This window comes from Vibrio sp. 03-59-1 (assembly GCF_013114135.1).
In the GTDB taxonomy this organism is placed as follows: Bacteria; Pseudomonadota; Gammaproteobacteria; order Enterobacterales; family Vibrionaceae; genus Vibrio; species Vibrio cortegadensis.
The window spans coordinates 136,900-150,709 of sequence record NZ_VTYA01000001.1; the positions used below are offsets into that span (position 1 = coordinate 136,900).

The following is a 13,810-nucleotide window of genomic DNA, read 5'->3' on the forward strand; positions in this document are numbered from 1 at the left end:
ATATTTATATTTAATCAGTTCTGATATTTGGCACAAGGTCTTATTTATTGATGAAGAAAATACTTCGATTAATAGAAGAGAATCGAGAGATCTCAAGTCATGAGAAACTGGAAAGTGTGTTATTTGATCTAAATAACATCATTGATCATGAGTATTTTTTATTTGGGTTATCCTTAAAACCAACGCTGACTACCTCTGAAACCTTACTCACTGACAACTATCCTCCTGCCTGGCGCGAACAATACGATCAATCTGGTTTTATGCATGTTGATCCTATTGTGAAATACAGCATTCATAACTTCTTGCCAATCCAGTGGGATAGAATCAAAGAACTGACTAATAGCGGCGACGAGATATTTGAAGAAGCTCGCTGCAACGGGCTCAAAAAAGGCTTCAGCATCCCCGTTCATGGACTACGAGGTGAGTTTGGTATGATTAGTTTTGCAACATCGGATGTAAAATCCTACTCACTGCAAAACCGTAGCATCGAAATATCGCAGCTTATTGTTCCCCTTCTGTCTAATAACATCCACAACATCGCAAAGTGTCATAATGATGCAGCACCAAGAGCGGTTCTCACTGCTAGAGAAACCCAGTGCCTAACATGGGCGGCGGAAGGGAAAAGCGCTTGGGAAATTGCGACCATAATTGGTTGCTCTGAACGTACGACGAAATTCCATATCAGTAATGCCTGCAAAAAACTTAATGCGACCAACCGATATCAAGCCATCACTAAAGCCATTTTAGGTGGTTATATCAACCCACTACTTTAACAATATCCTCTGTTAACACTATCCTTTAAAAATGAGCACAAAGCGATTAATCACTTGTGCTCATGCTTTGTTTCTTTATCACCTAACTAAAGTGACGATTCATTCACCTATCTAGATGACTAAACACACGTCGTTTAAGCGCCTACACTCTCCCGGTAGTGATTATTCATTGGTATATGCAAAGCGACCGATTTTGTGTCACCCAACATATGAACCTTTTGGTCGCCAATTCGAGAACAAGGGATCCCCATACGTTTAATCAGCTTTTCTACTCCTGCAGATGTCACTGTGACATAAGAATCAATCTGTTTGTCTTGTGCATGGTAATAAAGAGATTGGAACATCTTCAGCGTGATATTACTCACACCTCCAGATTTGCGCGAGAAGTCTTTATCAACCGCGAAACGGCTTAATTCATACACCTTCTCATCAACAGGCGCACGGATCCCCCCCAACAGTTCGGGAAAGGTGTTCTTCAACATATAGTCCGTTGTGGTCGGTAAGATCCGCCAGCATCCCACCATACTACCTTCGTCTTCCATTGCGTATAAATAGTGAGCTAATTCAACATCATACTGGTCTGTTTCCATCTCTTCGCTGGTTTCTAAATCCCAGTGTAAACGGGCAGAAAAAACTTTGTAGCGCAATTTCAGTAAGTTGATGTAATCATGTTTTGGTATTGCATTGAGGTTGTGTGAATGGATTTGTATTGTCATTGTTGTATCTCCTTGTATGTGGAAATACAACAATGCGCAATAATCTCATTCTACAAACCTGTCCGATCGGACAGTACCGCATTCTCAATATCTAGACTAAAATCGAATGTAAATTGATAGAATAACTAACTGTCAGTTGGCTTTTAAAAGGTACACCTTAAAATAAAATACAGTACCGAATCGGCTTAAAAAAACACCTAGCATTAGCTAGGTGTTTTTTTATATTTAAAATAAATGCTTTATTTATCAAACCATTAATTTCTATACTGGTTATCCAAAACACTTACCCCTAAGCCACTTTTTTTCGTTACTTTTAATTGAGTAGGAATTCGCTCTTTCATCGCTTCAATATGACTAATCACCCCAATCATCTTGCCAGATGCGTTCAGGTTATCTAAAGCGTCCAAGGCAATATCGAGCGTTTCTGCATCCAAAGTACCAAAGCCTTCATCTAAGAAGAGGGAATCAATACTGGTTTTATGGCTCACCAAATCAGACAGCGCCAACGCAAGTGCCAAGCTCACCAAGAAGCTCTCTCCTCCAGAAAGGGTTTTGGTGTCTCGTGATAAATCACCTTGCCAGGTATCCAGAACAGCAAGCTCTAAACCGTCACTCTCTTTGCGTTGAAGTAAGTATCGACCATGTAAACGATCCAGTTGCTTATTAGCAAGATACACTAAGTTATCCAGCGTTAACCCTTGAGCAAATTTGCGGAATTTATCCCCTTTCTGCGAACCAATAAGCGAATGTAAATACTGGATATCATCATACTGCTTTCGATAAGCGTCAATCTGTTCAAATAGTGATTGTTGTCCTTCTCGTCGAAGCGCGTCTGAATGCAGTTCATTGCTGATTTCACCTTCACGCTTAGTCAACTGTTCCACTTGTTGTTGAGTGACTTCGCATTCAGTTAAGACTACAGCAAGCTCAATCGCGCTCCATTGTGTAGCTTGCTCATGACGCTGTAAGGTATCCAATCTCTCTCGTGCAGCTTTCACCAGTGCCCCAGCACCGTCAAATCGCGCTGTTAACCCCAATTTGAGATCGGTCAAACGCTTGACTTCATCTTCACTTAACAAGGATTTTTCCAAATCTGCTTGAGTTGAAAATGGGCTCTGTTGCAATAATGCCTCCCACTCTTTCTGCTTACTCTCGACACTCTCAACGGACAATTTATGAGACTCATCTAGAGAGTTCACCTCACCACTAATAGTTGAAAAACGCTGCGATAAGTCACTATTTGTCGCCAAATGTTGCGAAAGCAGATTTTCAGAATCAGAAATATTGCGCTGCAAACTAGAGCGCTCTTGAGAGACCGATTTGTCACCAAATAGGGTATATCTCTGTTGCGTCGCGACACTTTTCTCCTGTGTCAGCGCTTCTGATTTTTTGACCAGTTGTTGAGTTTCAGATATCAATTCAACACTGCGCTGTTGGCCATGCTTCTGCTCCATCTGAATAGCGTCGATCTGCTTTTCTAACTCAAGCTTCTTATCTTGGTTTTCCTGCCAAGATTTAACGTCTTGCTCTTTATTCACAAACCAATTCGCAATTTTCGATACATCATCAATGCGATAGCCTAAGCTTTCTATAGCCTCTAGCAGCACTGCTATTTGCTCTTTTGATGTTACGTCGAATCTCTGTAACGATTCATTCGCATCTGCCTGCGCTTGCTGATGATTTGCAAGAAGTTGCTGGTGCAATTGAACTTGGCTAACACAGCGATTGTGCTCGTTCTCCGCTTTTAACTGAGCTTGGCTAGCTTGATGACACTGCTTTTCTAATTGTGATAGCTGTTCAAGTTGCTGGGTTATCTGCTTATGCTCTTGCTCTAATACCGAACCTAACTCTGCGACCTTATCCAGCTGTGTAATGTCTAACTCAAGCTCTAAGCGTGCCGTTTGACTTCGCCACTCTCGCTGAACGTTATCCAACTGAGTACTAAGCCATGCTAGGCGTTCAAGGTTGTCTTTCAGCTGCCTAGCAATGGAGTCTAATTCAACGGCCACCTCTTTCCCTTGCTGTTCAATTTTTTCAAACTCTGCAACGACGCTCCGCTTTTGCTCTAATAAATCTGACGTTTGATCCGGGTTTGCATAATCCACATTCGGGTGCTCAACAGAGCCGCATAGCGCACACTCCATGTTCGGCTTAAGTAATGAACGGTAGTAAGCTAAATGTTCTTCTTGCCCCACCTGTTGCTCAAGAGAAGTGATTAGCTGCTTCTTAGTTTGATATTGCGTTCTTAGATGTTCACGAGTCGAATTTAACTGCTGTTGCTTCGCCTCTAGTGTTTGATTATCAGCTTGCTTGTCGTTGCGTTCTTTATTGTACTGCTGCCATTGACTGTTTAAATTGGTCAACGTATGGCGAGATGTTAGCTTTTCACTAATTTGACTTAAATGACGCTCTAAAGATGTTTTATCACTCGATTGAAGTAATACCGTCCACTGTTGATTCAGGGCAGCATGATGCTCACTCGCCTGCTTCAATTCGAGATCGGCTTGCAACTGAGCCTTTGTGCTACCCTCTAGAATTTCCTGTTCTGAAGCAATCGCAGCTGCGAATTTTCCTTCTTGCGCCGCTTGTTCCAGCTTTTGTTTCTCAGTCTCTTGCCACTGCTTATGTTGCTGCTTCCATCCAGTGAGCTGCTCTGCTACGTCACGATCACTTTGATGTTGCGCTTGGTACTGCGCTGTCACTTCTAACGCGCTCTGACAATCCATCAACTGCTGGTTTAATACTGTGGATCCTTGAGTTAAGTGTTGCAACTGCTGCTCTAACTTCGCCTTCTCTTCTGCAAGCTTGCTGAGTTGGGATGCCAACGTCGCCAGTTGATTATCCAAAGGGATCACTTGATCATTAAGCAGTTTTTCTTGCGTTTTATGTGCAGATCGAAGTTCTTCGTGTTTCGCTTTCACCGTATTGAGTCTATTTTCAGCAAGCGTTTTCTGTTGATTGATCTGCTCTAATTGCAGCTGCTTGGTCGTAAGTTGCAACTCAATTTTGCTCTGTTGCGATTGAGCGTCTTGGAGAAGAGTAAATGGCGTTCGCAATTTTTCTGCTGGTTCACTTTGAGCCAAACGTAACAATTCAGCCTGCGCTGCTACCTTATCGTTTTCTGCCCCCTTCAACTCAAGTTCTGCGTTAGTCAGATTGATTTTCTCTTTCTCAACTTGCTCCCACCAGGCTCTATGCGCTAGCCAGTTTTCCACTTGTAAACGAGCTTGAGCTACTGAAGCTTGAACCTGACTCTGTGACTTCTGGAGTTCGCTCTTCTGTTCTTCAGTCAGAAGCTGTACGCCTTGAGCTCGTGACTCTAACTCAGCCAGTTCTTGCTTGGCAGTACTGAAATGTTCATGGACTTTTTCTGATATCAGTCCGTAAATTTCAGTTCCCGTTAGCTCTTCTAATAGCTCAGCTCTTTCCGACTCTTTAGCATTTAGGAAGGCGGCAAATTGACCTTGAGACAGCATCATAGATTTTGTAAATCGAGCGAAATCGAGCCCCGTAATAGTTTCTACCAGCTCTGTTTTTTTCTTAATCTGATTAGCCAGAACTTTGCCACTTTCAACTTCAGAAAGCTCCACTTGCGCGGCTTGTAAGTTACCATCCGCTTTTCCGCGTGAACGACGCATACTCCAAAACGAACGGTAAGCTACGCCTTTTACTTCAAACTCTACTTCTGAAAAACATTCCGCAGTGCCGCGAGTCATGACCTCATTGTTCGATGTCGATAACGCTCCTAACCTCGGAGTGCTGTGGTACAAGCCTAAACAGATAGCATCTAAGAGTGTGGTTTTTCCTGCACCCGTTGGCCCCGTTATCGCGAACAGGCCATTATCGACAAATGGGGACTGAGTAAAATCAATCTTCCATTCCCCTTTAAGGGAGTTGAGGTTACAAAAACGTAAACTTAAGATTCTCATTAGTCTGCCTCCTTGTGTTCTACTTCGGAGACAATTTGACGGAATTTATCTTTCATTCGAGCCAACCTTGCCTGCTCCTCTTCCCCTTCAAACGTCTCTAGTTCAATTCGTTTACCAAACACATCAAAAGGCGTGAGTTCAGCTAAGGTTTCACTCTTCTCTTGGGTTAAACTTGCCTGTTTTGGACCACGAGCTCGACGTAGTTGCAGCACTTCAAAAGGCTTACCTTCAACCATGCTTTGTACTCGTGCTTGTAGATCAGAGAGGTAATCTTGCTCTTCCACTTCGATAGAGAGCCATACGCTAGCATTCTCGGCAGTGTTCGTAATGTCATCCAATTGGGTTTCAATTTCTACGAGATTGCCTTTTAGCATCGCCATGGCTTGAAACATGGGTACTTCAACCGTTGAGACCAGTGCATTGCGGCTAGTGTCAAATTCAACTATAACCACCTGTTTTTGAGACTTCAGTTCATCAAAGCTAAGAGGAATAGGCGATCCGCTGTAACGAATATGCTCTTTTTTAGCCACGAGTTGAGGGCGATGAATATGACCAAGCGCAATGTAATCGGCAGGCGGAAAACCTTTAGCATCAAAGCCATCAAGGGTTCCGATGTAGATATCGCGAACAGAGTCACTTGTTGTAACACCAAGGGCGGTTAAGTGGCCCGTAGTAATGATTGGAACATCGAGCTGTTTTTCTGATCGTTGTTCAACCGCGAACTCAAAAAGTTGATGGTAATGTGATTCTATCGCCTGACCCAACGCTCTCTGCTTATCCGTCCCGCTCGCTCCAGATTGGCTGACAACAACGTCTCGCGCCCGCACAAAAGGGACGGCACATAACAGAGCACCTACTTGTTGATGCTCATCTTTCAATTCAATCAATTGTTCAGACAAGTTATCACTGGTATTGGCGATAACATGGGTATTTAAACACGCTAATAATTGTTTAGATTCATTCAAGGTTGAGACGGAATCATGGTTACCACCAAGAACCACCAGCTGACAATTCAACTGACTGAGATCCACCACGAACTGATTGTACATTTCTCGGGCATAACTAGGAGGCGAACCAGTGTCAAACACGTCACCAGCAATAATGATGGCATCGATATTTTGGCTTTGGACTAACTGTAATAACCAAGCAATGAACTGTTGATGTTCCTGTTTACGGCTTTTAGTGAAAAAATTTTGCCCTAAATGCCAATCGGAAGTGTGAAGAATGCGCATAGCGAGAAAGATCCCAATATAAAAAAGCTCTGTCATCGTCATGAAACCAGAGCGGAGATGGCATGATTGTGCCAACTTAGATGGCCAGATAAAAGCACAACTCATCTAATTATCTGTATTTGCGTATTAAAGCGAATCTATAGCCAACCAAGCCACTTTTTGTTGCATTAACTTTGCACTTTTGTTGCGTTGATATATCGCGTACTATCAACTCACAAGTAGTTCAAATACAAATTATTTAAATACAAATTGTTTAAATGCAAATAGCTCAAGTGAGGATGGCTAATGAGTGGTGGTCAACGAGATGTTACGTTACGTTTTTTAGCAGAGCCTAGCGATGTAAACTTTGGAGGCAAAGTTCATGGTGGTGCCGCCATGAAATGGATCGATTTAGCTGCCTATGCGTGTTCAGCAGGTTGGAGTGGTAAATATTGTATTACCGCTTATGCTGGTGGTATCCGTTTCGTCGCGCCGATTCATGTGGGCAATTTAGTTGAGGTCAGCGCGAAGGTTATTTATACCGGCTCTTCATCTATGCATATTGCGATTGATGTGCAGGCCAGTGATCCAAAAGATTTAGATAAACGCCTGACAACGCACTGCATTGTGATTATGGTTGCCGTTGATGAAAACGGAAAACCAACCAAGATCCCAGAGTGGGTTCCAGTGACAGAGGAAGATATTATGTTACGAGAATCCGCAATCAAACTGATGAATATGCGTAAACAGATTGGTGAAGAGATGGAAGCGCATGTAAAGCTACTCAAGTAACCGCAATTTAAGACAATATTTCCCTCTAAATCCACCGCTTTCTATTTTCTGCGGTGGTAAACCTCGCTCCAACGCCTTTTTAATCCAACAATTCTTACTGATTTGTCATTTTTCTTTCATCTTGATTTGTTCTAATTCGCTGTAACTAAAGTTATTTATCTTCAGGCGGAATGAAAATTGGGCATACATAAACCCACTCTTAGTGAATCGACCATTATCGACACCAGTGCCGTTGAATATCAGTGGGTAAGAACCATGTATGTTGAAGGTTATCCGAATGAGGAAATTGACCATTACATTCAGACCTGCTTCGGTGGGGATAATACGTTTGCAAACCTCTTTCGAAAAGTCGCATTAAAGCAAGAAAGCATTTACGTGTTACTGCAATATTTAGGCTACGCCCCTTCTAATCGCGAACTCTAAATTTTATGTAATAACGTGAACGGTTGCAGTTTATTATTTGAGGTCTCACGCACTCGTTTAGTCACTCACTTTTGAGACACCGTAAAATCTCTATACTCAACCACTAACGAATACGGCATGTTACCGATACAAAAAAGCCTAAGCAGATGCTTAGGCTTGAGTTACAAAACTGTTAGTGTAAACGGCGTAAGGAACCTCACTAACAGCCAGCTATGCGTAACGCCAGTGTTCGTCTTCTACTACTGATCAGCGGCCAAACCAAAAGTGTAATAGAAGTATCGATAAATGAGCGATCTAAAGATCGCTCTATTATTATTCGAACTGTTCTTAACCTTTCACGCCACCAGCTGTCAGGCCACCAACAAGCCAACGTTGTGCAAGTAAGAACACTGCGGTAATTGGTAATGCTGACAACACTGCTGCTGCCGCAAAGTCGCCCCAAAGATAGTTCTGAGGGTACAAGTATTGCTGCATACCTACTGCTAATGTATAAGAGTTTACATCAGAAAGTAGTAGTGACGCTACAGGAACTTCACCCACCACACCGATAAATGACAGAATAAATACAACCGCTAGAATTGGCACTGACAGTGGAAGCAGAACCAAACGGAATGCTTGCCATGGGCTTGCGCCATCCAGAGCAGCGGCTTCTTCTAACGAGTTATCAATCGATTCAAAGTAGCCTTTGATTGTCCATACATGCAATGCAATACCACCAAGGTAAGAGAAAATCAGGCCGCCATGCGTGTTCAACCCTAAGAAAGGTATGTACTGGCCCAATTTATCAAACAATGCGTATAGTGCAACTAACGCGAGTACTGCTGGGAACATTTGGAAAATCATCATCGCTTTCAGGATAGTTTCTTTACCTTTAAAGCGCATACGAGCAAATGCATATGCTGACGTTGTAGACAGCGACACCACTAAGATAGAGGTAATACCTGCTACTTTCACTGAGTTCCATAACCACGTTAATACTGGGAATGGAGGCGGTGTTACTGTGCCATCTGCATTAGTGACTGCAATACCTAACGCTAGTTTCCAGTGTTCCAGTGATGGGTTTTCTGGAATCAAGCTACCTGTCGCAAAGTTACCTTCACGGAATGAAATCGCGATTACCATCAATAATGGGAAGATAATCATTGATAGGAATATCCAAAGCGCAATATGGGTCGCCCATACACGGTATTTAAGTGATTGACCTTGTACCATTGCCATTATATTGCTCCTTAATCCTGAGATAGCTTAGTGAAACGAAGGTTGAGTAGTGCTAGGCCACCAACAAGTAGGAAGATTAGCGTTGCAATTGCACTTGCCAAACCAAAGTCTTGACCGCCGCCGCCTTCAAATGCGATACGGTAGGTGTAGCTCACTAGTAAGTCTGTGTAACCAGCTGGTTCAGAGGTACCAATCATGTTTGGACCGCCGTTCGTCAATAGCTGAATCATTACAAAGTTATTAAAGTTAAAGGCAAAACTTGCGATTAGAAGTGGCGTTAATGGTTTAATCATTAGCGGCACAGTAATGCGTTTAAAGTTCATCAGAGGACCAGCTCCATCAATGGCAGATGCTTCATACAAATCTTCTGGAATCGCTTTCAATAGGCCCATACATAGAATCATCATGTAAGGGAAACCAAGCCATGTGTTAACAATCAACACCATAACACGAGCCATGACAGGGTCTGAGAACCAGTTCGGACTAAAGCCAAACATACTCTCTAGTACCATGTTTATTTCACCAAAGCTTTGGTTGAACAAACCTTTAAAGATCAGGATTGAAATGAACGCTGGTACCGCATATGGAAGGATAAGAAGTACGCGGTAAATAGCACGACCCTTTAACTCTTCCCATTGCACAACACTTGCTAGAATCAAACCGATAACAAGCGTTAAACCTACACTGACTGCCGAGAAGACCACTGTCCATACAAAGATGTTGATGAACGGTTCTTTGATGCCGTCATCAGTCCATACACGCTCAAAGTTATGAGTACCAATTTGAACCACAAAACCTGGAGAAACAGTGCTACCAATGAATTCACCAGTATCTGAAATTGGCTGGTAGTAGCCCACTTCCATATTTGGTTTAAGCGTTTCGCCGGATTCGTTGTTAATTAATGTTTCGCCATCGGCTTGCATTGTATATAACGAATTAACAGCCGCAAATTTACGCAGGCCACTCATTCGAATTGCTTGACCAGAAGGCGTATGAAGATCAATCGCACCTAGAATAGGTCGACTTTTGATGATCGTCTTAATTGACTCTTTCTTACCAGAAACCGATGGTACTGGAGCAAGGTCCAGATTCGTACCTGTAAAGCCTTCAAGTACAAACTCTTTCGTTGCTAAGATTTGATCACCGGTATCAATAGATAGGCGGTGCCCATTATCTGTTTTATAAAGGGTGAAAGGGAAACTTTCGCCACTTTGGTAAGTTCTATCTAAAAGAACCGATTGAGTTCGCTCTAGCGATAATTGGTTTTTGGCACTGTAGTTAGTGAATGCAAGACCGACCGTGTATGCAAGAGGGAAAAGAATGAAAAGAATCATCCCTGCAATACCAGGGTAAATGTAACGGTGCGCGTATGTCTTTTTACTACCGAAAATGTAAAGCGCTAGAGTGGTTAAAATCACCGTAAGCATCGCAAATGCGAGCTCACCGCGAGAATACATTAGGATGGTTGCATAGCCATTAATAATACCAACGGAGCCAAGAAGTGCCCATTTTATAAATACATTTTTGCTTGTTGGTAGGCTTGGTGGTGCTGACACAGCATCTGTACCTTGAACTGACTGCATAGAAGAACCTGCTAGCGATATATAAAAAAATTGAAAAGTAAGGAGAGGTTACCCCCTCCTTAAAAAGGTTTATGAAAAACCGAAATTATTTAACCATTTGCTTTTCTGCATCTGCAAGAGCTGCATCTACAGTTTGACGACCATCAACAACGTTCACGATAGTGTTTTTCGCAGCACCCCAGAATGCATTCATTTGTGGGATGTTTGGCATAATTTCGCCATTCATTGCGTTGTCCATTGTTGCTGCAATACGAGCATCGCTATCAAGTTCACGTTGGAACGAGTTAAGCGCAACAGCACCTAGTGGCTTATCATTGTTTACTTTACGTAGACCTTCATTAGTCATTAGGTAGTTCTCTAGGAACTCAACTGCTAGATCTTGGTTTGGTGAAGCAGTGCTGATACCCGCCGTTAGTACGCCAACGAATGGTTTAGATGCTTTACCTTTAAATTTAGGAAGCGTAGCCACACCGTAGTTGATGCCAGACTTCTCAATGTTGCCCCACGCCCAAGGACCGTTGATAGTCATTGCCGTGTTGCCTTTGTTGAATGCCGCTTCAGATACTGAGTAATCCATATCTGCAGAGATCACGCCTTTTTCAATTAGGCTCTTAATGAAGTTCATAGACTCTTTAACGCCTGGTTTGTTGATACCAGCGTCTTTAATGTCGTAACCTTCAGAAGTGTATTTGAATGCGTAACCGCCATCAGCAGCCATTAGTGGCCATGTGAAGTAAGGTTCTTTTAGGTTCCACATAATTGCAGACTTACCGTCTTTTTGAAGTTTAGTATTTAAAGCTTCAACTTCTTCCCATGTTTTTGGTGGGTTAGGCACTAAGTCTTTGTTGTAGATTAGAGATAGAGATTCAACAGCAATTGGGTAACCAATTAGCTTACCGTCAAATTGAACTGCATCCCATGCAAAATCAACAACGCCTTCTTTAATCTCTTTAGAAGGTTTGATTTCTGCAAGTAGACCCGCTTCTGCATAACCACCGAAACGGTCGTGAGCCCAAAAGATAATATCAGGACCATCGCCAGTCGCTGCAACTTGTGGGAAACGAGCTTCAAGACCGTCTGGGTGAGCCACCGTCACTTTAACGCCAGTGTCTGCTTCAAACTGTTTACCTACTTCTGCAAGTCCGTTATAACCTTTATCACCATTAATCCAAATGGTAAGTTGTCCTTCTTCGATGGCAGCATGTGCACCAAAAGAACCTAGAGCGACAAGAGTGCTTAGCGCAACAGTGCTTAGGGCTTTTTTCATGTTCATATCCTTTTTATTTTTTTTGAGTAGGGTCACCACAGAGGATGAGCCGTTATTTCATGTATATCATCGAAGAAAATCATAATTTACTCATCATCCTACTGGCTACGCCCTTGGTATTATGGCGCATTTTCGTGATCACCATCGATTAAGGTTAGAGACGCCAATCACAAAAAAGAATCTTTATGTGACCAATTTCACTCTTTGAAGCCTATTTTTTTTGAAGTTGATCCAACTACGCCTTATTTCCTCTTTTCTTGCTCCTCCCCTCCTACTCCCCCTCTAAAATATTTCTATGGGAGGATGACGCTAGAAGACAAATAATAGAAACTTTAGTCATCCAAGAGTGGATAGTAAGAACCCTTTTCCAGTATTACCTTTTCTAGAGTACTGGTTTTACATTGCCGGGCTAGTTTGTTGTCACCAATTGAATTGCAAGTGGTAGTTATTACTCACGGGGGAGGCATTTCATTGGTGTCGGGGGATACAAACTTGTCCTTGGCTTTGATGGGTGGTGCATTTCTACGCATTTCGTAGACACCACCCATTTTTTCTTACTCTCTTTCTCTAAAACTTACCAATTCCTACTGTCATTGCCTGCAAGAAAACTCATATAATGATAGGCAGTGATTTATAAAAAATTTGATATTGTTCGAGGACGAGCTAAATGGCGAGTGTCACGTTAAAAAATGTTTGTAAAGCGTATGGCGACGTACTAATTTCTAAAAATGTTGATCTGCATGTCAAGGAAGGCGAATTTGTTATCTTCGTTGGCCCATCGGGTTGTGGTAAATCAACACTTTTACGTTGCATCGCTGGCTTAGAAGATATTACGTCAGGTGACTTATACATTGGCGACGAGCGCATGAACGATGTAGAGCCATCCAAACGTGGCGTTGGTATGGTATTCCAATCTTACGCTCTATACCCTCACTTAAACTTATATGACAATATGTCATTTGGCTTAAAATTAGCGAAAGCTGACAAAAAAGAGATCGACAAACGTGTTGAACACGCAGCTGAAATTCTTCAATTAGGCCATCTACTTGACCGTCAACCAAAAGCACTTTCTGGTGGTCAACGTCAACGTGTTGCCATTGGTCGTACTCTTGTTTCACAACCAAACCTATTCCTACTTGATGAGCCTCTGTCTAACTTAGATGCTGCACTACGTGTTCAAATGCGTTCGCAAATCACTAAGCTTCAACGTCAACTTGGTTGTACCATGATCTACGTTACACACGATCAGGTAGAAGCGATGACAATGGCTGACAAAATTGTTGTTCTTGATGGCGGTTATGTTTCTCAAGTTGGTCGTCCACTTGAGCTTTACCACTACCCAGAAAACCGTTTTGTTGCAGGTTTCATCGGTTCACCAAAAATGAACTTCATGAGCGTTCTTATTATTGAAGCTGAAGCAAAACAAGTAAAAGTACAACTTTCAAATGGCTTCTCTTTCTGGACACCCGTTGATGGCACAACAGTTAATGTTGGCGACCGCATGTCTTTAGGTGTTCGTCCAGAGCACTTGGTTTCGTCTGAAACAGGTGATGCAACCATCGAAGGTGAAGTGATGATTGTTGAGAAACTGGGTAATGAAACTCAAGTTTACCTAAACCTTGAAGGTGCGGATGCTGATGTTATTTACCGCCAACCAGATACTCTAACGGTTGAACCTGGTGACAAACTGGCGATTGGTATTCCAGCTCATCGTTGTCACCTGTTCCACAGTGATGGTCGCGCATGTCGTCGTATGTTCGACGAGCATGGCGTAACAAGAGACTAAGCTGATCCACTGAGCAAGCTCAAGAAACAATCCCTCCAACGCAAGTTAGAGGGATTTTTTTCTTCTATCTTCTATCTTCTATCTTCTATCTTCTATCTTCTATCTTCTATCT

General features: G+C 42.5%; 10 protein-coding genes. 4 read left to right on the forward strand and 6 right to left on the reverse strand.

Going from position 1 to position 13,810, the window contains the following annotated elements; translation table 11 throughout:
* The first annotated feature begins 50 nt into the window (after positions 1-50).
* Entirely contained in the window at positions 51-773 is a 723-nt protein-coding gene (locus F0249_RS00615) for an autoinducer binding domain-containing protein (protein WP_017051661.1), read from the forward strand.
* A gap of 134 nt (positions 774-907) precedes the next feature.
* On the opposite strand, the gene F0249_RS00620 is transcribed toward F0249_RS00615, so the two are convergent.
* The 3 genes from F0249_RS00620 to sbcD all read right to left on the reverse strand — a co-directional run bounded on the left by F0249_RS00620 (position 908) and on the right by sbcD (position 6,650).
* Entirely contained in the window at positions 908-1,489 is a 582-nt protein-coding gene (locus tag F0249_RS00620; RefSeq protein ID WP_171755514.1) for an acyl-homoserine-lactone synthase, read from the reverse strand.
* A 254-nt stretch (positions 1,490-1,743) separates the two neighbouring features.
* Positions 1,744-5,418: an SbcC/MukB-like Walker B domain-containing protein gene (locus F0249_RS00625; protein ID WP_171755515.1), complete on the reverse strand. Its 3,675-nt coding sequence runs from the start codon at positions 5,416-5,418 to the stop codon at positions 1,744-1,746.
* The gene (gene sbcD, locus F0249_RS00630) at positions 5,418-6,650 is read right to left on the reverse strand and encodes an exonuclease subunit SbcD (protein WP_171755660.1); all 1,233 of its coding nucleotides are present in this window, start codon (positions 6,648-6,650) and stop codon (positions 5,418-5,420) included. Before sbcD ends, F0249_RS00625 begins: the two co-directional genes overlap by 1 nt.
* Positions 6,651-6,935: 285 nt before the next feature.
* Here sbcD and F0249_RS00635 point away from each other — a divergent pair, with 285 nt between their 5' ends.
* Both F0249_RS00635 and F0249_RS00640 read left to right on the forward strand, forming a co-directional pair.
* Entirely contained in the window at positions 6,936-7,421 is a 486-nt protein-coding gene (locus F0249_RS00635; RefSeq protein ID WP_017051657.1) for an acyl-CoA thioesterase, read from the forward strand.
* Between the two features lie 177 nt (positions 7,422-7,598).
* Entirely contained in the window at positions 7,599-7,844 is a 246-nt protein-coding gene (locus F0249_RS00640) for a hypothetical protein (RefSeq protein ID WP_029203259.1), read from the forward strand.
* Between the two features lie 327 nt (positions 7,845-8,171).
* Here the strand turns inward: F0249_RS00640 and malG are convergent, their stop codons facing one another.
* The 3 genes from malG to malE all read right to left on the reverse strand — a co-directional run bounded on the left by malG (position 8,172) and on the right by malE (position 11,912).
* Positions 8,172-9,062, reverse strand: a complete 891-nt coding sequence (malG, locus tag F0249_RS00645; protein WP_113798432.1) for a maltose ABC transporter permease MalG — start codon at positions 9,060-9,062, stop codon at positions 8,172-8,174.
* Positions 9,063-9,073: 11 nt separating this feature from the next.
* On the reverse strand, positions 9,074-10,645 hold the full coding sequence (malF, locus tag F0249_RS00650) for a maltose ABC transporter permease MalF (RefSeq protein WP_017051654.1): 1,572 nt from the start codon (positions 10,643-10,645) through the stop codon (positions 9,074-9,076).
* 85 nt (positions 10,646-10,730) lie between these two features.
* Positions 10,731-11,912, reverse strand: coding sequence for a maltose/maltodextrin ABC transporter substrate-binding protein MalE (gene malE, locus F0249_RS00655; RefSeq protein ID WP_171755516.1), 1,182 nt, complete (start codon positions 11,910-11,912; stop codon positions 10,731-10,733).
* A gap of 667 nt (positions 11,913-12,579) precedes the next feature.
* On the opposite strand from malE, the gene malK reads away from it, so the two are divergent.
* Positions 12,580-13,698 (forward strand): maltose/maltodextrin ABC transporter ATP-binding protein MalK, encoded by a 1,119-nt coding sequence (gene malK, locus F0249_RS00660; protein WP_171755517.1) that lies wholly within the window; start codon positions 12,580-12,582, stop codon positions 13,696-13,698.
* The last annotated feature ends 112 nt before the right edge of the window (positions 13,699-13,810 follow it).